Below are 26,228 nucleotides of genomic sequence, written 5' to 3'. Positions count from 1 at the left end.
AAGTTGAAACATATTGTTTATTCGTCTTAATATATTGAAATAAAGGTACTCTTAGAACAAATTTAAACGGACAAATTTTCTTGAATTTAGTGAGTCACGTATTACGTGAAATGAAGGAGAGACTTCCATGTTTACATCTATTACATATTTACAATCAGGGAATGACAAGCAACAAAAGGTATATGATGTTTTGAATAAACTAAACATCATGGAGGATTTAGCTTTGTATAGTCCCGTTCTTTGCGGGACTATACCTATAAGAATTGATACGCTTCAATCTGACTTAGATATAGTAATGGAAGTACATAACTTTGATGTTTTTGAACAAGAAATGAGATCTTTATATGGTTCTTATGAAGGATTCAAAATAAAAAAGAAAAAAATTAAAAATACCGAATCAATAAAGATGAATTTTAAATTTGAAGGTTTTGATTTTGAATTATTTGCCCAACCTAAGCCAGTGCGTAACCAAAATGCGTATAGACATATGATAGTAGAACACATGTTATTAATGCTGCATCCACATATAAGGGAAGAAATTATTCGCTTAAAAGAGAACGGTTTAAAAACAGAACCTGCTTTTGCTCAAGTATTAAATATTGACGGAGATCCTTATGACGAACTTATTTTATTGGGACAGGAAATGAGATTGTGGTAAATAAGATATACAAAAACTCCTCTATAGAAAAAGAGGAGTTTTTGTTATGCCATTAGCTTACGAATTAATTCACTCAACAATTTAATCCCGTTAGTGATGTGTTCAGGGGAAGCATATCCATACGATAAACGTATGTACTGATCTGATTCTTCTTCATAGATACGTCCTGGGTTTAATAGAACCCCTTTTGATAGTGCCTCTGAAAATAATTTCTTCATCGGAATGCTAGGCACTACCTTTAGCCATATAAAAAATCCACCACTAGGAATATCCCACGTTGCAACATCTGCACAATACTCATTTAAAGCCCGTATCATGATTTGTCTTCGTTCTTTTAGTTGAATTCTTACGTTTGCAACATGTTCCTCATAAAAACCTTTATTTATCCATTCAGCAGCAACTCTTTGAGATAATGAACTCGATCCATAGTCTGTTTGCATTTTTATATCTGACAATCTATCAATAACTGGTTCAGGTCCAATAATCCATCCAATTCTAAGTCCTGGGCTAAGTGTTTTAGATAGGCTACTAATATATAATACATGTCCATGTTTATCTATCGACTTTAAAGGGACTGGAGGTGGTTCATCAATCCATAACTCGCGGTAAATATCATCTTCAATAATAGGTAACTGTTCCTTTTCACATATTTTTATTATTTCTTTTTTTCGCTCTTTAGACATTAATATCCCTGTTGGGTTTTGAAAACTAGGGATAGAATATAAAATGTTTTTCTTTTGACTATATTTAATGCGTTTTAATAATTCGTTAGGTAAAACACCGTGATGATCCATAGCTATACCAGATAAATTTATATTTGCTGATTGAAATACATGAAGCGAATATAAGTAAGAAGGTTGTTCAAGTAAAACGGTGGACTCTCTATGTAAAAGACCAATTGATATTAATTGCAATGCTTGTAATGCACCCGAGACGATTAATATGGAACTTGGTGATGCTTGTATTCCAAATGATTTTACGTATTTACTTATTGCTTCACGTAACGGATAAAACCCTTTTTGTTCCTCATATCCAAAATAATCTAACTCCTCACTTACTTTTTTCATAATGGACTGCATCGTTTTTAACGGAAAAAGATGAGGAGCAAGTTCGCCTTTACTAAGATGGATAAGTTTGTTATTTGCTTCTGCTTCATTGATTTCTCGTACCATTAACTTGCTTGGTTTATGAATACCGGCCTTTACATATTCACTCCAATCAGGTGGTGGATTCGTTGCTAATAATGACCATGTATTATTTGTTACAATTGTTCCTGCTCCAATTTTCCCTTGAATCAATCCATCAGCCATAAGTTCATCTAGTGCAGTTATTACAGTGCTACGATTTACTTGAAATGATTTTGCTAACTGCCTTTGACTAGGGATCTTACTTCCAATTGGCCATTCTCCGTTTTCAATTTTTTCTTTCATATAATCTACTATCTGCCGATACTTAGGCAGTTTTTTATTAATTGTCATAAAAGAACTCCCTCGTTCACTTTAGAAATGCTAAGTGGTTGGTTTTTACGATAAGTAACTGGTTGAAGACATTGTATCAACTATTAAATATGATGAAAAGAAATAATTGGTAATTTGAAAATGGTTGGTTTATTAGGGAGGGAGAAACAACATGCATACTAAAAAATGGGATTTACGCATTATATGTGCTCACGCTTTTACGATTCTTATATGGGGATCTGCTTTTCCAGCAATCCGTATGGGGCTTGAATCTTATACGCCTGAGCATCTTACTTTACTACGTTTATTAATCGCTTCATGTATACTTCTAGTGTTCTCTTTTATATACAAACTACGACTCCCTGATTTAAAGGATATCCCAGCAATTTTTATATTTGGTGCTTTAGGGTTTACTATTTATCACATCGCATTAAATTACGGCGAAAAAACAGTAAATGCTGGGTCTGCAAGTTTAATTATTTCAGTCACACCTATAGTAACGGCAATTCTGGCTTCTATTTTTTTGAAAGAAAAAATGAAATTAAACGGTTGGATCGGTGGGGGAATTAGTTTTATAGGAATTGCTCTCATATCATTTAGCCAAGGAGATGCTATTCAATTAAATAGTGGGGGATTTTTTATACTATTAGCAGCGACTTCAGAAAGTTTATATTTTGTTTTCCAAACTTCTTACTTAAAAAAGTACGGCTTCTTACCATTTACGATATATACAATTTTATCTAGTACGGTATGTATGCTTATTTTCTTCCCGGGAATGTATACAGAAATACTAGCAACTCCTCTTGAAGTGAATATGAGTGTTATATATTTAGGTTTATTTCCAACAGTACTCCCATATATCGCATTGGCTTATATCATATCTCATTCTGGTGCTGCTGAAGCAACAAGTTCTCTATATTTAACGCCAGTAATTGCGTGTTTTGTAGCTTGGATATGGTTAGGAGAAGTACCGACTTTTGTTTCAATAATTGGCGGAGGGATTACTATACTTGGAATTTTGATTGTTCATATACCAGTATTAAGAAAAGAAAAACATAGGAATTTAGCAAATGATCAATCCGTATAATGTAATTCAATCATAATTTTATGATACTTTTTCATATAGTTTCTTTCTTATGTTGATAAATATAATATTTTGTATTTCAGTTAAATATTGTATGTTACATTTTATGTAGTAAGCATTTTAAAAGGAGATGACAACATAATGAATGGAAAAAGAAATATTTTCACATGTATTTCTATTATAGGATTTGGACTAGCTAGTTTTTCTAATTCTAGTTTCGCAGCAATTGTAACGGACAATTCAGTACAAAATTCTATTCCCATAGTTAATCAACAAGTAGCTGCTGTAAAGGAAATGAAACCATTTCCCCAGCAAGTTAATTATGCAGGTGTTATAAAACCGAATCATGTTACACAGGAAAGTTTAAATGCTTCTGTAAGAAGTTACTACGATAATTGGAAAAAGAAATATTTGAAAAATGATTTATCTTCTTTACCTGGTCGTTATTACGTAAACGGAGAGATTACGGGCGATGCGGATGGATTTAAGCCACTTGGAACTTCAGAAGGTCAAGGGTATGGGATGATAATTACAGTATTAATGGCTGGTTATGATTCGAATGCTCAAAAAATCTATGACGGTTTATTTAAAACAGCAAGAACTTTTAAAAGTTCTCAAAATCCTAATTTAATGGGATGGGTTGTCGCAGATAGTAAAAAAGCACAAGGTCATTTTGATTCTGCTACTGATGGGGATTTAGATATTGCGTATTCTCTTCTTCTTGCTCATAAGCAGTGGGGATCTAATGGAACAGTTAATTATTTGAAAGAAGCACAAGACATGATTACAAAAGGTATTAAAGCTAGTAATGTTACAAATAATAACAGACTAAATTTAGGGGATTGGGATTCTAAAAGTTCGCTGAATACGAGGCCATCAGATTGGATGATGTCACACCTTAGAGCATTTTATGAATTTACAGGTGATAAAACTTGGCTCACTGTTATTAATAATTTGTACGATGTTTATACGCAATTTAGTAATAAGTACTCTCCAAATACAGGACTTATTTCAGATTTTGTTATAAAAAACCCACCACAACCCGCACCTAAAGACTTCTTGGATGAGTCAGAATATACAAATGCATATTATTACAATGCTAGTCGAGTACCTTTAAGAATTGTAATGGACTATGCGATGTACGGTGAGAAGCGAAGTAAAGTCATTTCTGATAAAGTATCTTCATGGATTCAAAATAAGACGAATGGAACTCCTTCTAAAATTGTGGATGGTTATCAATTAAACGGATCCAATATTGGTAGTTATCCAACTGCTGTATTTGTGTCACCGTTTATTGCTGCAAGTATAACAGATAGTAATAATCAAAAGTGGGTAAATAGCGGTTGGGATTGGATGAAGAATAAGAGAGAAAGCTATTTTAGTGATAGTTATAATTTATTAACTATGTTATTTATTACAGGAAATTGGTGGAAACCTGTACCTGATAATAAAAAGACACAAAATCAAATAAATGATGCAATTTATGAAGGATACGATAATTAATTAAATTTGAGAATGGTTACTTAAAAAAGGAATTAGCATACGCTAGTTCCTTTTTAATATTTTGTAAAACATTATCCATTCTAAAACTCGCATAGATATACTTGCTTTTTTCATATACATAGTTATTGATAATTCTATGTTTTTGTGAAGGGAGGATATTTCTTGGAAAAAGTATTATTTTTCGGAGACCCAGGTATTGATGACTCATTTGCCATTATGTATGGTTTACTGCATCCCGAAATTGAAATTGTCGGTATTGTAACCGGATACGGAAATGTTGAGCATATACATGCTGCACATAATGCATCGTATATTTTACAGTTAGCAAATAGACAAGACATTCCTGTCATTAGTGGTGCAACAAAACCACTTACAGAAGAAATTACTACGTACTACCCTGAAATTCACGGAGCAGAAGGATTAGGTCCCATCCATGTTCCAGAAAAAGTATTATCTATTCCAATATACAATTTTGGAAGTATTGCTTCAATTCTTGTAAAGTATGGAAAAGATTTAACAATTGTTGATGTAGGAAGATCTACCTCGTTAGCAATTGCTTTTAATTTATGGAATGATTTAATGCTAAATGTAAAAGGAATATATTTCATGGGTGGTGTTTTTTTAGAAGTAGGAAACGTTACGCCATTAGCAGAGGCAAACGTGTATGGCGATCCTATAGCAAGTAAAATTGTTTTCCATCAAGCAAAGAATTTATTAATATTCCCTTTAAATGTAACAAACAAAGCTGTGTTAACACCAAATGTATTTAACTATATTCAAGCTAATACAAAGAATCCATTTCATATGATAATGAAACCAATGTATGATTACTATCTATCCGCATACAAAAAACTTAATCCATCTATCGAAGGACCTTTGCTACATGATGTGGTTGCAATAAGTGGATTAGTAAATCCAAGTTTTTTTGAATTTGTGCATCGTACAGTAAATGTAGATACATACGGAGATACGAAAGGACAAACATTTGCTGATTTTCGCCCTAGCTCTATATCTGAAGGAGCCCATATAGCATTAGAAATAGATGAACAAAAATTCATTCAAGATTTTATAAAAATCATGTTATAAGTTGTTGTCAAAAAAGGGAATTATTTCACTACGTTGAATATAAACATACATCCTCTATATAAGGGAGCTTACAATATTGAATGTCCAGTTAAAGGTTGTTACGAGAGAAAATTGGGAAGAAGCATTAAAGCTACACGTTAAAGAAAATCAGTTGAAATTTGTTCCATCCGTAGCAGTTTCACTTGCTAAAGTATATATAAAACCAGATGGTGACAATGTAGAGTACGTGCCATTTGCGATATATGATGGCGACCATATGGTTGGTTTTATTATGCATGCTGTTGTAAGAGAGACATCGGATATGTACTGGATTAACGGATTTATTATTGATCAATCGCAGCAAGGTAACGGTTATGGAAAAGCGGCATTACAAGAAAGTATATCCTTAATAAAAAATACGTTTAAGGCGTGTAAAGAAATTAGATTAACAGTACATAAAGATAATATCTCTGCTAAGAAACTATATGAACGTTATGGTTTTCAATCATTGGGACATGATTATGATGGTGAGCAAGTATATCGTTTATTCGTTTAATTATTATGTAATAAAGGTGTGAAATGAATTATGCAATTTACTGAAGTAAAAATTGAAGTATTTATCCCTGAAGAATACATTGAAATGTTGAGGAATGCGTTAAATAATATTGGTGCTTGTAAAACGGGAGAATATGATCATTGTTTGTCCTATAGTTCTGTGAAAGGATACTGGAGACCATTAGAAGGTGCATCACCTTTTAACGGGGAAATTGGTCAAATATGTGAAGGGCAAGAATGTAAAATTGAAATAAAGTGTAAACGGGATCTTGTAAAAGATGCACTTGAAGTTATTAACAGAATTCATCCGTATGAAACACCTATGATTTATATTATCCCGATATTAAATGACTATTTTAATCAAATATAAAGTAAATGACTAGGAGGGATAGTAATTGAAAAATAAATTCCATCATATTGTACGAGCAGTTATGATAAAAGATAAAAAATTGTTAGTGGCTGAATATATTGGTCAGCATTATTTTTTACCAGGTGGTCATGTTGAAGTTGGCGAATCAGCTGAGAATGCATTAATAAGAGAACTACGAGAAGAACTCGGAGTAAATTGTAGTATAAAACAATTTTTAGGAGTCATAGAAAACCAATGGCAAGATCGAGAAGCTTTTCACCATGAAATCAATCATATTTTTGAGATAGATTCACAAGAGTTACATATTGATTTCATACCAAAATCTAAAGAATCTCATTTAGCGTTTCACTGGATTGATTATAATCAAGATGCTTTATATACTTATAAAATCATGCCAGTACCTTCAGTTAAAGAGTTACTAGAAAGAAAATTAAGTGATGAACTACTAAACTGTTGGATTAGCAATTTTTAAACGCCTCTATCAATAGTAAATCCGTCCGCCAAATGGAAAATAAGAAAATAGGCTAAAAAACAAGGTACATCACCTAGTGTAAGTTCATATTTTGTTGATGTACGCATTTAGTCTATAGTCTTGTTTCTAGTTTATTTACAAAAATTTATTAACTTTAATATTTGGACGGAATTTACATTAATAAATGGAGGGTTTCATAATGAATCAGTTTCAACAAGAACTACAATCATTAAACCTTAATGATTTTCAAACTGGTAATGTTGTTTATTGGGATCAACAACAAAATCAATATCCATATTATTACATCCAAGGCGATGTACGTCGTTGCGGTGGATGCGGGGGTTGTGGCGGACGCTGCGGAGGTTGTGGCGGCAGATGTGGTGGATGCGTAGGTTGTGCAGGATGTTTCGGTTGCTTTAATTGCTGGAACTGGTGGATCATTTAGGTATAGAAGATCAAAACTATTTTACATGAAAGAAAGGTGTGAAAATTATTATGCACTTTTCTTTCATGCTGTAATTTTGTATTAGTGTTAAGGGGGATTCATTTGTATACATATGATAAGTTGATTTCTTGGGTAGAGAATATAAAAGAAAAAAATCATAGTTCTGCAGCAGCACTTTGTATTATAAAAGATAATAAAATCGTACTAGAGCATTATAGTGGTTATCACACAAATACATCTACAAACAAGAGAGTAACAGCATCTTCACAATTTAACGTTGCTTCTGCTAGAAAAAGTTATTTAGGATTAATGATAGCGTATGCGCTTTACGAGGGGAAAATAAACTCTATTGATGATGAAGCGATAAAATATTTTAAAGACTTTGATCCTGTATTGCTTGGTAAAACGACGATAAGACATTTAGTAACACATTCGCACGGATTAGAAGAAACGAATGACGGGACAATTTTTCGTGAATTTGAACCGGGGCAAGGATGGGCGTATAGAGATATTAATGTAAGAATGATGACACGTCTTATTTATCAGCTATATAACAAAAGTTTTCCTGAATTGTTAAAAGAGCGTGTGTTTAAACATGCTAATTTTCAAGAAACAGGTTGGAGAGTTCAGCAAGATGAAAATTTAGTTGAAGTCGTTAATGATCCAAATGAAGATGCAATTAGCACAAATGGTACAGTAGATGACGGTACTGAAAAAAATCTGTTTGTCTCAGCTAAAGAATTTGCGCAGTGGGGCAATCTTCATTTAAATCAAGGTATGATAGATGATAAACAAATTGTTCCAAAAGAAGTTATAAAAATCGCTACGAGTTTGCAGAGTCCAACATATGCAAATAAAGAGCTACCACAAAATGGCTTGTTTTGGTTCGTTCAAAATGAACCTGCACAATTAAGTGAACTAGGTGAACGCGTACCAAAAGGCTCGTATCAAATATTAGGAATTACGGGACCAACTATATTAGTAATACCTGAATATAATGTAGTTGTTGCGAAAATGTATAATAAAAGATACAACTACGGCGGTGATAATTATTTATATTATTTACGTGAATTTAGTAATTTAGTCGCGGATACATTTCGTAACGGTAATAGGGCATAATTACTCCTATAATGAAAAGGAGTGAGAGAAAGTGAAAGATAAAATAAATAAAAACAAAAAGCAAAACATTAAAGATGTAAATACAGAGCAAAATGCAATTTATAGCGATCCGAAAGATGCAGCTAATATGCAAACGGTACCGCAGCCGAAGGATTTTGATGAAATTGAATATTAATTTTCGTTTATCCGACTATATAATGATTGAAAAATACATCTTAAGTCCCATCTCATCACAGAAATTTTTTAGTATCCTATATACATAAGCATTTGAAAATGTCTTATCTTAACAAAACTTTCTTTAGAAACATCTGATATAACCTGCAAAAGACACTTCATGATGAAGTGTCTTTTTGTGTATATGAACTTAATTTCCATTTTTCACACAGTATCTTGCATTTTATGATGGTTATACTAACTGTGAAAATCTATGTCAAGATAAAAGAAGGGGACCGTTAGTATGAAACAAACTTCTATAAATCCGTTACTAATTGTTCTAGGTACAATCATTGTTCAAATTGGCCTTGGAACAATTTATACATGGAGTTTATTTAATCAGCCCCTTGTCAGTAAGTTTGGATGGAACCTTAATGCCGTTGCGATAACTTTCTCCATTACAAGCTTTTCTTTATCATTTTCAACCTTATTTGCAGGAAAGTTACAGCAAAAATTAGGACTTCGTAAACTTATCGCTACTGCAGGGATTGTTCTAGGACTCGGTTTAATACTTAGTTCGCAAGTTTCTTCCTTACCATTACTTTATTTATTAGCTGGTGTAGTAGTTGGTTATGCAGATGGAACTGCTTATATCACATCATTATCTAATTTAATTAAATGGTTTCCAAATCGAAAAGGACTTATTTCTGGTATATCTGTTTCTGCATATGGAATGGGTAGCTTAATCTTTAGATATATAAACGGAAGTCTGATCGATAGCCTTGGTGTATCACAAGCATTTTTATATTGGGGTATCATCGTTTTACTTTTAGTATTAATCGGATCGTTCTTCTTACGTGAAGCAATAGTAAGTAATACTGTAACTGAGACATTACACAATGATTATACGCCTCGTGAAATGATGCGAACGAAACAAGTATATCTTTTGTTTTTTATGCTATTTACGTCGTGTATGGGTGGTCTATATTTAATCAGTATGGTAAAAGATATTGGGGTACAGCTCGTTGGACTTAGCGCTGCAACTGCTGCTAATGCCGTCGCAATGATTGCAATTTTTAATACAGTAGGTAGAATCATTCTTGGAACGCTATCAGATAAAATTGGTCGAATGAAAATTGTCTCTGCAACGTTTATTATTATTGGATTGTCAGTCTTTGCTTTAAGTTTCATTCCACTAAATTACGGGATTTATTTCGCTTGTGTAGCCAGCGTAGCCTTTTGCTTTGGTGGTAATATTACAATTTTCCCAGCCATTGTTGGGGATTACTTCGGTTTAAAAAACCATAGTACAAATTACGGGATTGTATACCAAGGGTTCGGATTTGGTGCGCTTGCAGGATCATTCATCGGAGCATTACTCGGTGGATTTCAGCCGACCTTTATTATAATCGGTATTTTAAGCGTTATTTCCTTCATTATTTCGATATTAATTCGTCCACCAAAAGCAGAGAAGAAAAAGGAAATAAAGCAGCTACATCGAAAAATAGCTTAATTCTACAAAAGGGTCCTCCTGCTAGGACTCTTTTTTTATTACATTAACTTTGCTAAGAGCAGATAAATGAAATACTCAATTAACTTTTTTATATTTTAAAACAAATAAATGGTAGAATGTAAAAAAGATAGAAAATTCCCATTATTAGAGGTGAACTTAGATGAAAAAAGTAAATGTTACATATGCACTTTTATACGATAAAACAAACGAAAAGATCTTAATGGTAAAAAACAAAGGGAAGAATGGTTCTTACTACACGCTACCAGGTGGTGCAGTTAAATTAGGAGAAACATTAGAGGAGGCAGTCATTCGGGAAGTGAAAGAAGAAACCGGGTTACATATAACTGTAAACGGTATTTGTTACATTAGCGAAGCTTTTTTTGAAGAGAGAGGACACCATGCAATATTCTTTAATTTTTTAGGTGAAATAATCGGCGGGGAAACAAATATAACAAGGCCAAAAGAAATTGAAGAGATTACTTGGATGGAATTACATAGAGCAGAACCGCATTTACGTATACCAGAACACTTATTAAGTATATTACAAAGGAAAGAAACAGTACCTTACTTTTTTAACGGAACAATCATTCATCAATCTTCATAAAATTATCATATCATGTAAGGCGGGGAAAAAATGGAGTTTATCGTTAATCATAAACATTTCACTCAAGCACTTTCAGAAGTAAGTAAAGCAATATCTATCAAAGCTATAATTCCTATACTATCTGGTATAAAAATAACTGCAGATCAATCTGGAATTACTTTAATCGCGAGTAATTCAAACATTTTCATCGAAAAATTCATCCCTAGTTCCATAGATGACGAACAAATTATGACTACCTTAAAAGCAGGAACAATTGTTGTACCTGCAAAATACTTCATTGAAATTATAAAGAAAATGCCAAGCGATATAGTAATAAAAAGTAAGAATGAGAAAATAATTACCATACAATCAGAAGAAATCACATTAAACTTAAATAGTTTTCCAGTGAATGAATTTCCTAGCGTACCACAAATAGACGATCATGCAGAAATACAAATAGAAACAAAACAATTAATTGATGCTTTTAAACAAACAGTCTTTGCAGTAGCGAAAAATGAATCTAGGCCCGTTCTTACCGGAGTACATATCGAGTTAGACCACAACAAATTAATATGCGCTGCAACTGACTCTCATAGACTAGCTATACGTGAAACATTAATTTCTACTAATGTGAAAGCGAATTGTATTGTACCAAGTGCAACCATTAATGAACTTTTAAAATTAATGAACAGCAATTTAGAATTCGTTTCTATTTATCTATCAGAAAGCCACATTATTTTTACATTCGGCACAACTACATTATATTCAAGATTAATTGAAGGGAAATACCCTAATATATCTAGTTTAATTCCAAATAAATTTCAAACAGTCATTAACATAGATAGACAAAGAATGTTACAAGGGGTAGATCGATCAAGCTTATTAGCAAGTGAATGGGCAAATAACAATGTTAACTTAGAAATTGTAAACGAATCTACAATTAAAGTTTCTTCTAATGCTTCTCAGATTGGAAAAATATCTGAGACACAACAGATAGATGCGATTCACGGTGAAAAACAATTACAAATATCTTTCGATGGACGATTTATGTTGGATGCTTTAAGGGCAATAAAAGAAGAAACGGTTACTTTAAGTTTCAGTGGTTCTATGAGACCGATATTAATTGAAGCAGGGGCACAATCTGCAGCAGTACATCTTATATCTCCAGTAAGAGCTTATTAAAAACGTAGGAAGGAATTACATTATGTACAAGCACACTTTATGTTTTATAAAAAGAAACGAAGAGATACTTATGTTAAATAGAGAATATGACCCTGTAAAAGGATTATGGAATGGGGTAGGAGGAAAGATAGAAAAGGGAGAAACACCTTTAGAAAATGCAATTCGTGAAATAAAAGAAGAGACTAATATAAAAGTTGCACATGACCAATTTCAATTTAAAGGCATTATTAAATGGGAGGATTCTTCATATTCTGGCGGAATGTATGTTTATCTAGTAGAGCTATTTAATGAATTTACATATCACACTCCAAAAAAGTCTCAGAAGGAATTTTAGATTGGAAAGAGGTTTCTTGGATTCTTATTGACTATAATTACGGCGTAGGAGAGATGATACCTAAATTTTTAGTTGAAGTGCTCCACAATGAATTAATATTAGAGCATAATTTTATTTTATCTAATCATAAATTAATAGATTATAGGAATAAAGAATTAGCGAAGCAGGACAACTCTATAGATAATATAATTCCATTATAAAAAGTAAGAATCTTAATCTATCATACACAGCAAAATAATTATCACCTAAATATAAAAGCCATAGATTATTCGAAGAGTAGCTAAGGAGAAAATTTATATGAGGATGAGTGTGATGAAGAAAATAAGTATTTTACTTATAGGTATCGTTCTAATTACTATTGCTTTTTATCAATACAACAAAAAAGAAGGTTTAGCTAAAAATGATAAGGTGTATGTAGAAGACTTTAAAGGTAAAAATGATTCAAACAAAATACAATCTGCTATTAATAAAGCAGAATCTAGTAAAATTAAAGCAGTATTTCTTGATGATAAGAAGTATAAAATCACTTCACCAATCGTAGTGAAACAGGGTGTAAAGTTATTATTTGGTTATGGAACACAATTTGTTGTTGAAGGTAATTTTAGAGTTCTAGAGTTAGAAAAAAACGCTTCTATTGAAGGAGCTTATATAGCTATAGATGATCCTACATTTAATTCTGAAGTTATATATTTAGACGGAAAAAATAAGTATTATAACACTTGGCACAAAACAAAAATAAAAGATATAAATATTATCAATTGGACAGAAACGAATAAAGGTACCGGCATTTCTTTGTATTCTGGTGGGAAGGAAAATGAAATTTCATTTATTAATTTTGAAAATATAAAAGTTGTAGGAATGGAAACTGGGGTGAAATTAGTAGCAAAGAAACCACAATCTGGACATGCATGGATAAATGCCAACCGTTTTATGAATTTCTCTCTCGAAGATTGTGTAAATATGATTTATATGGATAGTAATGTAACAACGCCAAATGAAATTAGTGGTAACCTATTTACAAACCTTCAAATACAACCTACAAATAAAACGAAAAGTATTGCAAAGGTAAGTGGACAGCATAACGAGTTCAATGGAATGGTGTGGGATTTACAGAAAATCAATCATGAAAACGAACTCGTTGAACTAACTGATAAGAGTATGAATACAGTGATTGAAATGTCCAGTGTACCAGCAAATAGAATTTTAGATAGCGGGAAATCAAATATAGTGAAATAAGTTTAAAAACAGAAAAAGAGCGAATTCCTTATAAGAGAGTTCGCTCTTTTTCTATTTATAATTAAATTTCTCTCCACCAAGCTGATGAAGGATAGTCTATAGATTTTAAAGTAATAGATTCGCCAATTTGAGGCGTTGTAATTTTAACTCCTAAACGGTTAGCTTCTTTCGTAACACGCTCTATCGGGTCACTCCATTCATGTAATGCTAATGTAAAAGCACCCCAATGAATCGGAAGAAGTAATTCTCCTTGTACATCAATATGAGCTTGTACAGTTTCTTCAGGCAACATATGAATCGCAGACCACCTCGGATCATATTGTCCGCATTCCATCAATGTAAGATCGAATGGACCATATTTATCACCAATTTCCTTAAAGTGAGGGGCATAACCGCTATCACCACTAAAGAAAATTTTAGTCTCTTGACCAAGAATAAGCCATGAACACCATAACGAACAATCTCTATCTGTCATACTTCGTCCAGAGAAATGCCTTGCAGGAGCACATACTAACTTAATATTATCAAACGTAATTTCGTCCCACCAATTATGCTCACTAATTTTACTAGGTGAAACACCCCATTTAATAAGATATTGTGTAACTCCAGTTGGAACATAAAAATGCTTTGCACAATCTTTTAACCGCATAATACTTTTATAATTCAGATGGTCATAGTGATTATGAGAAATGATAATCGCATCAATCTCTTGAAGATCTTCACGCTCTAAAGAAAAAGTACCACTATAACGTTTACTATTAAACAGAGGAAATGGGGAAGAGGCATCTCCAAACATCGGATCTAATAACAATGTTTTACCTTCTATTTTTAATAGTGAAGCAGAGTGCCCAAACCATGTAACACTCTCTAAAGACTTATTGTTTTTCTCCGATAAAACAATAGGTAAATTCTTTATAGGACGCAGTTTAGTTTTCATTTTAAAGTAATCAGTCATTAAACCTATAATATCTTTCGGTTTAAAACTTACATCAGTATGAATTTGATTTATATATTTCTTTTTCATTCGTTCTCCTTTTTACGTTTAACACTATACGTATGTTGTTATTGTAGCTATCTGTAGTTTAAACGAAATCATTTTACCTTTCACCTTAAATACAGTACATTTCATAAATTTGTCAAATTCATTATTTGTGTATATAAAATGTAAATCCTACAGCAGCAGATACAAGGAATATGAAGTAAATGTAAATTGTTTTAATTTAGTAAAGTTCTTCTTATAAGCAACAAAGAACATATGTTTTGTTATATGTTATAGAAGAAAATATGTCTCTAATTATTAAAGGGAAGGAGAGGATGTAAGTGCAAATAGAGAGAAAAAAGAAATCAAAATGTAAACTATCAAAACCTGAAATCATTCATCTGTATGCGGAAGGGAAGGGTACCTCAGAAATCGCTATGCTTGCTAACGTATCTGCAAGGTATATTCGTATGGTTTTAACAGACAATAACGTTCCAAGACGAGCTATAGGGAGCTGGAAGAGAAAGTATGACATAACAGAAGATTATTTTAAAGTGTGGTCAAATAACATGGCTTATATATTAGGGTTTATAGCAGCAGATGGTGTCATACAAAAAGAAAATCAATGTGTCAGTGTATCACAAAAAGAAAGGTATATTTTAGAAGATATAAAAAAAGAACTAAAAACAAGAACTAAAAACAAATCAGCCGCTATACCAAAATAAAAAAACAGGCGTATATATGCTAAACATTAATAGTAAAACAATAAAAGACGACCTTATGAACATACATGGAATTATGCCATGTAAATCTTTTAACATTGAATTTCCTTTTGTACCAGAAGAATATTTACATCATTTTGTGCGAGGGTATTTTGATGGGGATGGTTACGTCAAGTATGAAACTTATACAGTAAGCTTTGTAGGAGGATCATATAGCTTTATGAATTCTTTAAATCAGGTACTACAAAAGCATAATTTACCAGCCGATTTACTAAATCAAAATAAACATTATCGCGTCATTTTAACCGGAAGAAAACCAATACAACTATTTTCAAAGTGGATTTATAAAGACAAAGATATTTATTTGCATAGAAAATATGAAGAATTTCAGAAAGAAAGTCTAAGTCTAGATCAATTAAAAGATCGAAAGCTAAAAAGAACTCAAGCTGCTGTTAAGCAGAGAAAACAAAATTTCCTTAAGGAATATATGAAAAATAAATGTATCGCTAAAACTTGTTCCATTTTAGAAATAAAGGAACCAACTTTTAAAAGTTGGTTAAAAAATGATAATCAATTTAAAAAAGACTATCAAAGAATTCATTCATTATAAAAATGTAAGAAACCTTAGTATATCTATGCTAAGGTTTTTAATTTGGGATTATTAGAGGACACTCATTTTCTTTTATAGAACTTAATAAATACATAGATTTTACAATGAATTTATTAGTAAGGGAGGGAATATGAAATGCTCACTAATAATAGTCCGGAGAATATATTACATACAGCTTATGAAGCAAAAATGATTTCGTCTGGAGATAATTCGCCATCTATAAAAATAAAGGGAACGAAGCTTCAATATTTACTTGTAATGCTTCATCTTGGTTTTGAGTCAAATATTGTGAAAATGGTGCTAGGTTGGACGAATGAGGAATTTGAAGAGCGCATTAATTCATTAGAAGTAGAGGGGCTATTGAAACATTAGATTTTGGACAAATAAATTACATTGAAGAAAACTATAAAAAAAAGAAACGACCTTTAAGAAATAAGAAACGATATTATTATGCTATTCAAGAACAAGAACTAGCAGATATAGAGGCTTTCGGGATGTATGGGAATACGTATTTAGATTTAGGAGAAGTTCAAATTGGTCTTTATGGAAATTCTCGATATTCAACATTAAATTTAATAACAGCAAATAACGAAATATTTGAAGAATATTTTCAAAACACTAATACTGATATTAATTATAAGAAAAAGCAATTAGTAAAAGGTTTCGTAGCAGCAGATACTCAAAAGAAATTAATTATGAAGAGTTTTTTATCTGGTGGTATCACTTTTTCTATACAAAAGTAACTGAAGAATTAATAAAACAAGGTGTAATTATAACAAGCACACAAAAAAATCAAACGTACATAATCCATCAATAACTTTAAATTAAAGTGCTAATATATTTTTACAAATGTAGCAGCTGAATGGAGAAATAATTATTAGTAAATAAGGGAAAATCTGAAATTAAAATCTGATATAAAGAAAATAAGATATTTAAAGGAGAGAAGAATCTTGCAAAAGAAATTTACCAATCCAGAAACGATGCCACCAACGTTTGGATACTCACATGTAGTCGAAGTTAGTAACGCTAAACGAACAATTTACATATCTGGACAAGTAGCAATCAATACCGATGGTCAAATAGTTGGTGTTGGTGATATAGCTATACAAACGCGACAAGTATTCGAAAACATTAAAAGTGCATTAGATACTTTAGAATTACAATTTAATGATGTAGTAAAATTAACATTTTTCTTAACAGATATTTCTCAAATGGCCACTGTTAGAGATATACGAGATCAATACATTGATACTAAAAATCCACCAGCAAGTTCAGCTGTAGAAGTTAGAAAGTTAATTAACGATAACTTTTTAATTGAAATCGAAGCAATTGCTGTAGCAAACTAATTTTAAAAACTTATTATGAATCATATCCATGCAATTCGTTTAATGTGTTCATTTAAAACGAATTGCATTTTTTATTGTCTTAAATATAATTTATATCTGGAGACATTATCATCAACAACTCATAAAACAACAACAAATAAGCACACAATCGATTACACAGAATGAATCCGATGAAAAGGGAAGCGTAACAATATAAACTAACATATAATAAGTTTATTACTTTTATCCAGTTAACATAATATATATTATAGGTAGTTGCAGAAACAAAGCAATATCAGGTATCAAAAACCAAGTAAACTATACTTAATGAGACGAAACGGAGATTTTTAGTGAGATTTACATAAATTCTTATCTAAACGGATTTCTACAGTTTTTACCGTTTGTTTTGCTATACAATCAATCACCGCAAATCTGAATCAATAATCGATTCAGATTAAACGAATTAAAATCACTTTTGATTAGCGAGAAATTTTTATACAGAAAAATCATTTCTAAACAAAACATAAATTAATAATTATATTTTATGTTTTACTGTATGAATTTATTGCTGTTTACACACGTTTTACAACTTCACATTATTTATTGTTATTTCTGCTATTTACGCTTGACTTTTGTTATACCCATTGTTTTATATTCTAGTTAACATAACGTTTATTTTTAACATAAAAAATCTCCCTCACCTTCAGGAAGATTTTTTAACTTGCTAGTATTTCATTTATATATTTTTAATAACAATCCCAATTGTAAATAACATTGGAAAAATCTAGATTTAACAAGTCTTCTTTTTTTATAAAGAAATTTGCAACACCAGAATCTCCCCACATAATATTTAATAAATCATCTGTATCGATTTGCAGTAATAAGATGTCATGCTGTTGGTATTTTTCTTCCCATTCTCTCGGATCTGTCTGTGTGAAAAATGGATATCCACCAATTTTATGTCCTTGATCTTTACATAAATCATCATACAGTTCGCCTAATTCTGTGTTATTTTCTTCATCAACAATTTCTTCCCAATCAATATCCTCACTAAAAATCTTTTCAAATCGATAATCCCCTGACGTTACGGGTTGATAATCCAATTCAAACTTTAATTTCGCTGCTTCAGGTATAATAAAGTCCTCTAATTCTAAAGTGTTTAAATAACTAAAATCAGTAATAACCTTATTTAAGTCTTCTATAATTGTAGAATGATAAATAATTCGAAAGTCTTTTTGAGTTGTTGGCTGATCAAAATCTGCTCCGTAAAGCTCATCAGCAGCACTTACGAAAAACTGTAACATTCCCTCTTGAGGCATATATTCAACATGCGGCATTTCTTCAAAGTTTAGCTGAGCAAGTAACATCATAGGTTGTCCATTTGAATCTTTAGGGTGCTCTTGATCAATAGGTAAATACGGATAACCACCAAACTTACTTTCAAAAAGAGTTGTCTCTGCTAATGTTCCAGACACTTTAATATACGGTTTTACACTTTCTTCTAAAATACTACGATACTGCTCTAGTTCTTTCGGAATTTGAAGTTGATACGTATTCTTCATTACAATTGCCTCTCTTTCATAATAAATTGAAAATGCCTTACTTAATTATATAGCAAGAGATAGCTTCATGAAAAATTGTTAAAAGTCCGTTTTCACTCTCGTTTTTTGCGCACTTGGTGGACAAAGTAAATTATGTTCTAAAACCTTTTTATTAATAGTTCGAATTAAATTCGCTGCTTCTGCAGTATTTGTATTTTCTTTTAGCCTTTCTTTTAAATCATCAATTTCTTTTGAAAGCTCAATCCACCTTGGTAAAACATGATTATTCTTTAACGTTCTATACAGTTGCTTTTCAGGATTGTACGAAAGGTCTTTATCTAGATTTAGAGGTTTCCCTTTACCAGGCATATTATCAAAAGACCCTTTCTTTTCTGCTTCTTTAATGATAGAACTAATATGATCCTCATACGTATAAGACCAAACTTTCTCATCTTTTACTAAAATCTCTTGCTTTTTTAGTTTCTTATCTAGTTCTTCTTGATTCATAGATTCTCTCTCCTTTTTATTTTATAGTGTGTTTTTTGTAAGTTTTAAAGCTTTCAACCCGTCAAACAACTTTTCTCGCCACCAAATACCGTCATGTCCGCCTTGGAACTCTTCATAAGTGTTTTGGTATCTATTTTCTTTTAAAGCTTTATATAGGCGTCTATTAGCCGTTAAAAGAGGTTCGTTTTCAAGTTCATCTACTGCTATGTAAGAATAGAGATGAGTCGTATTAGAATCTATTGATGAAATTTGATTTTCAATCCAAGGAATTTGATTTTCATAACTATCTTTTTTCCAATGTACGGATCCAGACATTGACAACACATTCCCGAAAATATGCGGATTTTGAAGTGCTGCATAAAAAGCTGCTAGGCCACCAAGACTGAAACCTGCAATTGTTGTATGTTTCGCTTCTTTATGCACACGATACTTAGCCTGAATCCACGGAAGTAATTCCTTCGTTAAAAATGCGTTCATTTTATCGTTATAAGTTAGCTCTTCTAATCGGTCAATAGGATCTATAGCAACAGCAATACAAGATGGGATCTCTTTTTTGTAAATTAAATAATTAAGTGTTTTTGCGATTGAAAGGTTATTAATGAATGACTTCCCATCAAATACAATGAGAAGTTCTTGAAGATGTGAAGTGTGAGAATAATCATGAGGCGTATAAATATGAATTTCACGTGTGTTATTTAAAATCGTACTATGAAATGAATATGTTTCAATTTTTCCGGATGGATAATGGGTTGAAGGAAAACGACTGCTATACTTTACTTCCATCTCTATATTTAACAAAGACGCTTTATTGGTACCTTCTCCAAATGTGTTTTTATTAAATTGGTCTAGTTGATACTGTTCACTACGCTTTATCCAATCATTTTCGAAAAAATCGTTTACTGAAAAATAGTAAGTTGAAATAAAATGTTCATTTGTCCTAAACGTTACATACCAAATATCTGTCTGTAACAGTCGTTTTAATTGACTTACAGACAGATCCCAACCGGGAAAACTGCCGAATACATAAACGTTTTCAGTATTTTGATCGCCTAACCATATATACGTTATAAGCTTATGCTGACTTTCTATAGGACATTGTTCTATTAGTGGCGTGTGATTTGACTTTATTTCATGCAAAAAAGTATACAAAGCTTTCTCATTTCCATTCTTTAATTGATTATTAAGCTCCTCTAACTTAGGACTAATTATTGAAGTCACCCATCTTCTTCCTTTGTAGTCTTCTATACGTAGTTTTTTCTTTTTATTAGAATCCCTATATTAAAGCAGTCGTAAATTATGTGTTTAGAGATGTTATTTATTAGAAAAATGATCAATTGCCTGAATAGAAAGTTCCAACGCTTTTATTCTTCTTGTTAAAAGTGTTCTTTGCGGACTACCAGCTTTAGACTTATCATAGGCTCTCTCAATTGATGGAAGTAAACCAGCAAGGACGTTACGAGCGTCTGCTAACTCTTCTTGGCTATACTTATGACTTTCTTGATTCCAAACGTTTTCTAGCACTACTAACCCTATGCAAACAGCTTTAAGTCGTTTTTTCACTAATGTAGTATTTGCACCTTTTTGAGTCATCTGAGAGAGTGCATTTTCAAGTTTACGGATTGTTGACTGTAAAGACTTTATTGATTCTACTTTATCTACATTTGATACGTTTTCCATTTTAAACCTGTCCCTTCTCCATTTCTAAATTAGTTTTCCTGATATTTGATAATACCATTAAGAAACGAATTTTACTCGAAATATTTGAGTTGGACATGAATTGAAAGGAAAACAGCTAACAAACTTCAATCTCCTCCCTCGCACATATTCTATATGTACTTCTTTTTTCTCGTTAAAATACCTACATGGACAAGTTGTAAATATTGTATATTTTATGAACAAAAAACGTACAAGCTGCATGACTTGTACGTTTGAATTTTTATTCAGTAAGATAATAAAGTAATAGCTTCCGGGTCTTTTCATAATTCATGAAATCTCTATACAAAATGGGATACTTCATAATCTCTGTTTCTAGAAAACGATATTGCGGAAACCACTCGAAAAACGATATCCTTAGCCACTTTATTTGATTAAACACAATCTCCTGTTCATTATTATTAAGCACGTAACTTAAAGTACCTGTTGTATGCATCCAATAATAATTTAACTCAGCGCTTATACAATCATCTTCTGTAAACATATTATTAAAATCTTTTCGTATTTTTCGAATGTCACAATTCGGAAACGGTTTATACAGCAGACTATGCATTTTCTGCAATTCATTAAAAATAACCCTTTTTCCTAACTTCAACTTTCCACCCCTTTATTTCTCTATCCAATTTAATAAGTTTTCATAATGATATTGAGCATCTGTATAGCCAAGATTATATAAATTAACGAGCTTTTCTTTACTTCTTTCTATTCCGCTTATTGGAAGCTGTACGCTAGGCTGAATAATATAAAAGTTGTCTTTTTGTTTTATTTGATTCATATAAGATATCGTCTCATTATAAAAACGATAATGTTCTACTAAAGATTCTGCGATATTCGGATATTTCCTATATAAAATTTTAGCTAGCCCAGAAAATTTATTTCGCTGTTTCTCATATCCTTCTGGTTTTGTCATAATTACAACGTTCTTTTCATAACCATCAGTTTGAGCTTTTAAAACTGGTATAGGATCTATAATTCCTCCATCTAGCAATTTTCGATTATCATATTCTACAGCAGGTGCTATAAACGGCACTGAGCTAGATGCACGAATGATTTTTAAAATATCATTTCCATGTTCTGCTTTATTATAATAAACAGCTTGTCCTGATTCGCAGTCAGTCGTTCCTATAACAAACTGTTCATTTGAGTTTAAGAAAGTTTGAAAATCAAATGGTACAATTTTATTAGGTACTTCATCAAATAAAAAATCCATTCCGAATAATTCACGTTTTCGAATCAAATTTCGATAAGATATATAACGATGATCTGCTACTAGCTCTGTATTTACTTTTTTATTTCTCCCTTTTTGACGTGATAAATAAGTTGCTCCCATACAAGCTCCAGCGGATACGCCAACTACATAAGGGAAAAATAAGCTCTTTTCCATAAAATATTCGAGTACGCCTGCAGTATATAAACCTTTCATTCCTCCGCCTTCTAATACTAAACCGATATTTTTCATGCTATATCCCTCTGCTTCTTTTTTCTTACTTACATATTAGCATAAGATATTAAGATGAGGTTATATAAATGAATTGCAACAATAACCAGAAACTACTAAAGTAATATCATAATTTCTTAGTAAATAGCATGGTACAATATAAGTAACACATTCCACAAATAATGGAGGAGGAATTTCCTATGGGTTTATTTAGCGGTATTTTAGGAAATGCATCAAATACGAGTACAGAAAGTGTAGAACGTGATTTAGAGAAGATTATGTTAGACGATGAGAAAGTTGAACATGCTTATAAATTAATTCGCGATTTAATCGTATTCACAAATCGTCGTCTTATTTTAGTAGATAAACAAGGGATATCAGGTAAAAAAACTGAGTATCATTCTATCCCTTATAAAAGCATTACACAATTCAGCATTGAAACAGCTGGGCATTTTGATTTAGATGCAGAACTTAAAATTTGGGTATCTAGTTTGAGTACGCCAATTACGAAAGAATTTAAAGGTGACGATAGTGTTTTAAGCATTCAAAAAGCGTTAGTAACATATACGACAAAATAACGTCTTTTTGTATTTTTATTCATATCTAAAATTACTAACCCGAGTATTTTGGAAGAATATTCATCGTTTGTGTATATTCAATCTAAAATAACATAAAAAGGTAAAGCGTATTTCAAATGCTTTACCTTTCTTTTTTGTAATAAATTAGTGTAGTTTTATCATTTAATTTCTTTCTTACTTCTGTTCTTTTATACCCCATTTTTTCGTACAGAAAACAATTTCTTTCTTCTTCTAAAATCGTAGCAAGTTCAAAACATTGTGCTTTTGGAAACATCCCTTCAATTAAAATAAGTACTTTCTGAGCGATTCCTTTCCCTTGATAGATTGGATGAATAAACATCGGACTGATCCAAAATTTATAAGGTAGTTCTTTTTGGGATATACATATCGCTCCAACAAGTCTCGAATCTATTATCATCTTATAAAAATTACTGTTGGGATTATTTATTCTAAAAATAGTTTTTTCAATAGATTCATTTGCTGGGTTTGTTTCGTAGTCTTTATATTTATTTAATAAAGAGCTAAATGAGTCTATTTGCATTTGAAATAAAACTGCTGCATCACTTTCTGTTGCCTTTTCTAATGTAATCTTCATCTTACCAATTTAGTCGCTTTCTTAATGAAGTGATATGAGCTGTATGATGACGTCCGTGCCATGCGTATAGTCCTATTGCAACAGCAAGTTTTGTTTCACCAGTCTCTGGGTGGTTAAATGTCTTTTCTAGATCTTCAAGTTCTAAAGAATATAAAAGGTTAACCCATCTTTTATGTAATGAATCTAACATTACTAGTGAAACATCTACTGGTAATTTAGAATCAGGTAATTCTGCCCACTTTTCTTCTTTATATGGTTTAATCGTTGGATTCTTTTCTGTTAGTGCTAACTTAAAACGTATGTAGCTATTCATATGGCTGTCAACAACGTGATGGACTACTTGACGAACTGTCCATCCACCAACGCGGTACGGTGTGTCTAACTGTTTCTGATCTAAATCTTTAATTGCCTTCGTTAGTTCATTAGGTAAATCTTCAATTTCTTGAATCCATGTATCAATCATTTCTTCCGTTATAGGACGGTTATATGTAAATTGCCCAATTGGATAACGTAAATCATTCATGAAAAAGTCCCCCTTATTATAAGCGCGAAGTATTTCTCCAAATATAATGTACAAAATTCACATGTTCTCCATTTAATACTACAGATGTTGTATCTGCTTCGTTTTGATAAGAAGAAAATCCGCTTTTTTCTAGTACAATTTGTGATGCAAGATTATTAGTAGTTGTTTTAGCATGAACCTCATTAATTTCATTATTTTTCGCTACGTCTAAAATTAATTTTACAGCTTCTGTTGCAACTCCTTTTTTAGTAAACTTTTCTCCGACCCGATAACCTAACGAACTGATTCGAGTTTCCGAATCTATATCTACTAAATTTATTCTTCCTACAATTTCATTTTCTTCGTTACGAATTAAATAAAAATAAGATTCTCCATCCGCCTGTTCTATTAATAAATCATCTAGTAGTTTTTGGAAATATTCAAAATCAAAATATTGCGAGCCACGATTAGGTACCATTGTTTCAAAAAAAGACTTATTCGTAAGTTCAAACGTAAATAAATCTTTAGCATCGTATTTCTTTAATTGTTCTATGTATATTTTCATCTCGATTACCCCTTCTATATCTACTAACTGTTATATATTCTTTTTTAATCAAATATTTTCCTGCTATTTTTTTTGCTTCAGTAACACAGCAAATAGCACTTTTGGATGAAATAGGTGAAATGGGCTACGAATTAAATTCATCACCTTTACTAATCGAATATAAACGTCAGAATCAGTTGCAGATAGTTGATATATTTGTTTCGTATACCATAGCTGAAATTTTTGTTTTATCGTTGATTCTCTTTTTAGCTGTGGATGACGTGATATTTCCGTTGTTGTCATTTCCCACGGAGTTTGTATGATATGAGCGGTCTCTTTATAAAACTGCTGTGTAAATGCATGATCGAGCTTTTGTCTCCTTTGTAAAAGTAACTGCAATTGGTGAGCTTCCATAGCTGCAACTGAAACACCTTGCCCGAAAACAGGATCAAAACGACAATGTGCATCTCCAACGACTAATAATCCTTCTGGCATATTTGTGGTGAGATCAAATCTCCGACGTACTTGATAAGGAATTTTATACGTTTTGATATCTGAGATTGCTTCAGCTTTATTTAGGAAATCTGTAACATTAGAAATTGATAGGTTTTCAGCAAAATCATAAAACTCATCATCTGTTTGTGGTGCTTTCTCATTTGCATATCCGCTGAAAGTAACAAAATAACGATGATCCTCAATCGTTTGAATAAGAACACCATACGGATTGTCAGGGAAACTTGGAGACATTAGCATATTACAGCAGTCTAATTTCTCATTTTCTTTAAGTTTAAACATTCTCGTTACGTAAAATAAATCAATACGTACTTTCTCTTCTTGCACTTCAATTTCGTATTCTCGTAACCACGCTATGCTTTTTGAACCGAATCCACTTGCATCAACAATAATATCTGCATGAATTTCTTCTTGATTTTCTGTATTTAAACATTCCATTTTTACTCCGCACACTTTATTAAGCTTTTCATTTACTACTAACCCTTCAACCAATGTTTCATATTTAATAGTAATATTTGAAATTTGTTCAATGCGTTTTTGAATATGTGATTCGAGCATAGAACGACTTTGCTGAATCATATGTACTTCTCCTATGAATGGCTGTTTCCATAAACCAAATTGATGCCATTTTAAATCACGAGTAAAGTTATGTACGACACTACCTGCTTCTATTAATTCATTCGTAATATTAGGAAACAATTCCTCAATGGCTTTTTCTCCACCTTTTAATAACACATGAGGATGATTACTTTGTGGGACTCTTTTTCTCGAGGACTTTCCATCCCATCTTTCACCGGCTTCTATAATGATTACTTCTTTAAAAGCAGTTGATAATGCTTTTGCTGCGAGCTTTCCTGCGATACTTCCACCAATAACGATAGCCTTATTAAACATGTTTTCCCCCTTAATAAAAAGAAATCCTGCCTTATATG

Annotated in this window: 27 protein-coding genes and 4 pseudogenes; 19 read left to right on the top strand and 12 right to left on the bottom strand. The window is 31.8% G+C overall.

Features of this window, described 5'->3' with window-relative positions; translation table 11 throughout:
• The first annotated feature begins 127 nt into the window (after nucleotides 1-127).
• The gene (locus AC0NJG_RS01225) at nucleotides 128-658 is read left to right on the top strand and encodes a DUF4269 domain-containing protein (RefSeq protein WP_143881165.1); all 531 of its coding nucleotides are present in this window, start codon (nucleotides 128-130) and stop codon (nucleotides 656-658) included.
• Nucleotides 659-702: 44 nt separating this feature from the next.
• Here the strand turns inward: AC0NJG_RS01225 and norG are convergent, their stop codons facing one another.
• Nucleotides 703-2,136, bottom strand: coding sequence for an efflux pump transcription regulator NorG (norG, locus tag AC0NJG_RS01220; RefSeq protein WP_474062766.1), 1,434 nt, complete (start codon nucleotides 2,134-2,136; stop codon nucleotides 703-705).
• 151 nt (nucleotides 2,137-2,287) lie between these two features.
• Between norG and AC0NJG_RS01215 the strand changes: the two genes are divergently transcribed.
• The 14 genes and pseudogenes from AC0NJG_RS01215 (at nucleotide 2,288) to AC0NJG_RS01150 (ending at nucleotide 13,729) form a co-directional block, all read left to right on the top strand.
• The gene (locus AC0NJG_RS01215) at nucleotides 2,288-3,202 is read left to right on the top strand and encodes a DMT family transporter (protein WP_474062765.1); all 915 of its coding nucleotides are present in this window, start codon (nucleotides 2,288-2,290) and stop codon (nucleotides 3,200-3,202) included.
• A gap of 138 nt (nucleotides 3,203-3,340) precedes the next feature.
• On the top strand, nucleotides 3,341-4,702 hold the full coding sequence (locus AC0NJG_RS01210; protein WP_474062764.1) for a family 8 glycosyl hydrolase: 1,362 nt from the start codon (nucleotides 3,341-3,343) through the stop codon (nucleotides 4,700-4,702).
• Nucleotides 4,703-4,864: 162 nt separating this feature from the next.
• Nucleotides 4,865-5,788 (top strand): nucleoside hydrolase, encoded by a 924-nt coding sequence (locus AC0NJG_RS01205; protein WP_087997300.1) that lies wholly within the window; start codon nucleotides 4,865-4,867, stop codon nucleotides 5,786-5,788.
• Between the two features lie 76 nt (nucleotides 5,789-5,864).
• Nucleotides 5,865-6,323 (top strand): GNAT family N-acetyltransferase, encoded by a 459-nt coding sequence (locus AC0NJG_RS01200; RefSeq protein ID WP_087953556.1) that lies wholly within the window; start codon nucleotides 5,865-5,867, stop codon nucleotides 6,321-6,323.
• Nucleotides 6,324-6,353: 30 nt separating this feature from the next.
• A complete protein-coding gene (gene cutA / locus AC0NJG_RS01195; protein WP_474062763.1) occupies nucleotides 6,354-6,692 on the top strand; it encodes a divalent cation tolerance protein CutA in 339 nt (112 codons plus the stop codon).
• A gap of 25 nt (nucleotides 6,693-6,717) precedes the next feature.
• A complete protein-coding gene (locus tag AC0NJG_RS01190) occupies nucleotides 6,718-7,164 on the top strand; it encodes an NUDIX domain-containing protein (protein ID WP_474062762.1) in 447 nt (148 codons plus the stop codon).
• A gap of 199 nt (nucleotides 7,165-7,363) precedes the next feature.
• Nucleotides 7,364-7,609, top strand: a complete 246-nt coding sequence (locus AC0NJG_RS01185) for a heterocycloanthracin/sonorensin family bacteriocin (RefSeq protein WP_001071372.1) — start codon at nucleotides 7,364-7,366, stop codon at nucleotides 7,607-7,609.
• Between the two features lie 102 nt (nucleotides 7,610-7,711).
• A complete protein-coding gene (locus AC0NJG_RS01180) occupies nucleotides 7,712-8,728 on the top strand; it encodes a serine hydrolase domain-containing protein (RefSeq protein ID WP_087997299.1) in 1,017 nt (338 codons plus the stop codon).
• 31 nt (nucleotides 8,729-8,759) lie between these two features.
• Nucleotides 8,760-8,903 (top strand): hypothetical protein, encoded by a 144-nt coding sequence (locus AC0NJG_RS01175; protein ID WP_000653324.1) that lies wholly within the window; start codon nucleotides 8,760-8,762, stop codon nucleotides 8,901-8,903.
• A 282-nt stretch (nucleotides 8,904-9,185) separates the two neighbouring features.
• On the top strand, nucleotides 9,186-10,394 hold the full coding sequence (locus AC0NJG_RS01170; RefSeq protein WP_087997298.1) for an L-lactate MFS transporter: 1,209 nt from the start codon (nucleotides 9,186-9,188) through the stop codon (nucleotides 10,392-10,394).
• Between the two features lie 160 nt (nucleotides 10,395-10,554).
• On the top strand, nucleotides 10,555-10,998 hold the full coding sequence (locus AC0NJG_RS01165; RefSeq protein ID WP_474062761.1) for an NUDIX hydrolase: 444 nt from the start codon (nucleotides 10,555-10,557) through the stop codon (nucleotides 10,996-10,998).
• A 30-nt stretch (nucleotides 10,999-11,028) separates the two neighbouring features.
• Nucleotides 11,029-12,159 (top strand): DNA polymerase III subunit beta, encoded by a 1,131-nt coding sequence (gene dnaN, locus AC0NJG_RS01160; RefSeq protein WP_474062760.1) that lies wholly within the window; start codon nucleotides 11,029-11,031, stop codon nucleotides 12,157-12,159.
• Nucleotides 12,160-12,181: 22 nt separating this feature from the next.
• A pseudogene (locus AC0NJG_RS01155) lies at nucleotides 12,182-12,693 on the top strand (NUDIX hydrolase).
• Nucleotides 12,694-12,790: 97 nt separating this feature from the next.
• Nucleotides 12,791-13,729 (top strand): hypothetical protein, encoded by a 939-nt coding sequence (locus tag AC0NJG_RS01150; protein ID WP_087953550.1) that lies wholly within the window; start codon nucleotides 12,791-12,793, stop codon nucleotides 13,727-13,729.
• Nucleotides 13,730-13,790: 61 nt separating this feature from the next.
• On the opposite strand, the gene AC0NJG_RS01145 is transcribed toward AC0NJG_RS01150, so the two are convergent.
• Nucleotides 13,791-14,753 (bottom strand): MBL fold metallo-hydrolase, encoded by a 963-nt coding sequence (locus AC0NJG_RS01145; protein WP_087953549.1) that lies wholly within the window; start codon nucleotides 14,751-14,753, stop codon nucleotides 13,791-13,793.
• Nucleotides 14,754-15,049: 296 nt separating this feature from the next.
• Here AC0NJG_RS01145 and AC0NJG_RS01140 point away from each other — a divergent pair.
• From AC0NJG_RS01140 to AC0NJG_RS01130, 3 genes and pseudogenes are all read left to right on the top strand, one after another.
• Nucleotides 15,050-16,040: pseudogene (locus tag AC0NJG_RS01140) on the top strand (LAGLIDADG family homing endonuclease).
• A gap of 135 nt (nucleotides 16,041-16,175) precedes the next feature.
• A pseudogene (locus tag AC0NJG_RS01135) lies at nucleotides 16,176-16,857 on the top strand (hypothetical protein).
• A 133-nt stretch (nucleotides 16,858-16,990) separates the two neighbouring features.
• Entirely contained in the window at nucleotides 16,991-17,386 is a 396-nt protein-coding gene (locus AC0NJG_RS01130; RefSeq protein WP_087953548.1) for a RidA family protein, read from the top strand.
• A 725-nt stretch (nucleotides 17,387-18,111) separates the two neighbouring features.
• Here AC0NJG_RS01130 and AC0NJG_RS01125 read toward each other — a convergent pair.
• The 6 genes from AC0NJG_RS01125 to AC0NJG_RS01100 all read right to left on the bottom strand — a co-directional run bounded on the left by AC0NJG_RS01125 (nucleotide 18,112) and on the right by AC0NJG_RS01100 (nucleotide 22,585).
• Nucleotides 18,112-18,927, bottom strand: coding sequence for a YwqG family protein (locus AC0NJG_RS01125; RefSeq protein ID WP_087997296.1), 816 nt, complete (start codon nucleotides 18,925-18,927; stop codon nucleotides 18,112-18,114).
• Nucleotides 18,928-19,005: 78 nt separating this feature from the next.
• Nucleotides 19,006-19,413: a DnaJ family domain-containing protein gene (locus tag AC0NJG_RS01120; protein ID WP_087997295.1), complete on the bottom strand. Its 408-nt coding sequence runs from the start codon at nucleotides 19,411-19,413 to the stop codon at nucleotides 19,006-19,008.
• 21 nt (nucleotides 19,414-19,434) lie between these two features.
• Entirely contained in the window at nucleotides 19,435-20,631 is a 1,197-nt protein-coding gene (locus tag AC0NJG_RS01115; protein ID WP_474062759.1) for an alpha/beta hydrolase, read from the bottom strand.
• A 93-nt stretch (nucleotides 20,632-20,724) separates the two neighbouring features.
• Entirely contained in the window at nucleotides 20,725-21,090 is a 366-nt protein-coding gene (locus tag AC0NJG_RS01110; protein WP_087953545.1) for a hypothetical protein, read from the bottom strand.
• Between the two features lie 259 nt (nucleotides 21,091-21,349).
• The gene (locus AC0NJG_RS01105) at nucleotides 21,350-21,721 is read right to left on the bottom strand and encodes a YxiJ-like family protein (RefSeq protein ID WP_087997293.1); all 372 of its coding nucleotides are present in this window, start codon (nucleotides 21,719-21,721) and stop codon (nucleotides 21,350-21,352) included.
• Between the two features lie 12 nt (nucleotides 21,722-21,733).
• Entirely contained in the window at nucleotides 21,734-22,585 is an 852-nt protein-coding gene (locus AC0NJG_RS01100; protein WP_087953543.1) for a patatin-like phospholipase family protein, read from the bottom strand.
• Nucleotides 22,586-22,764: 179 nt separating this feature from the next.
• Between AC0NJG_RS01100 and AC0NJG_RS01095 the strand changes: the two genes are divergently transcribed.
• Nucleotides 22,765-23,142, top strand: a complete 378-nt coding sequence (locus tag AC0NJG_RS01095; RefSeq protein WP_000522480.1) for a PH domain-containing protein — start codon at nucleotides 22,765-22,767, stop codon at nucleotides 23,140-23,142.
• Nucleotides 23,143-23,263: 121 nt separating this feature from the next.
• On the opposite strand, the pseudogene AC0NJG_RS01090 reads toward AC0NJG_RS01095, so the two are convergent.
• The 4 genes and pseudogenes from AC0NJG_RS01090 to AC0NJG_RS01075 form a co-directional block, all read right to left on the bottom strand.
• A pseudogene (locus tag AC0NJG_RS01090) lies at nucleotides 23,264-23,737 on the bottom strand (GNAT family N-acetyltransferase); the annotation flags it as partial.
• 1 nt (nucleotide 23,738) lies between these two features.
• The gene (locus AC0NJG_RS01085; protein WP_308899967.1) at nucleotides 23,739-24,260 is read right to left on the bottom strand and encodes a YfiT family bacillithiol transferase; all 522 of its coding nucleotides are present in this window, start codon (nucleotides 24,258-24,260) and stop codon (nucleotides 23,739-23,741) included.
• 16 nt (nucleotides 24,261-24,276) lie between these two features.
• Nucleotides 24,277-24,804 (bottom strand): GNAT family N-acetyltransferase, encoded by a 528-nt coding sequence (locus AC0NJG_RS01080; protein ID WP_087953540.1) that lies wholly within the window; start codon nucleotides 24,802-24,804, stop codon nucleotides 24,277-24,279.
• Nucleotides 24,805-24,867: 63 nt separating this feature from the next.
• Nucleotides 24,868-26,190, bottom strand: coding sequence for an FAD-dependent oxidoreductase (locus AC0NJG_RS01075; RefSeq protein WP_088325682.1), 1,323 nt, complete (start codon nucleotides 26,188-26,190; stop codon nucleotides 24,868-24,870).
• Between the last annotated feature and the right edge of the window lie 38 nt (nucleotides 26,191-26,228).

Source organism: Bacillus sp. SSR7, assembly GCF_055902415.1.
This window is presented reverse-complemented; position numbering and strand designations above follow the sequence as displayed.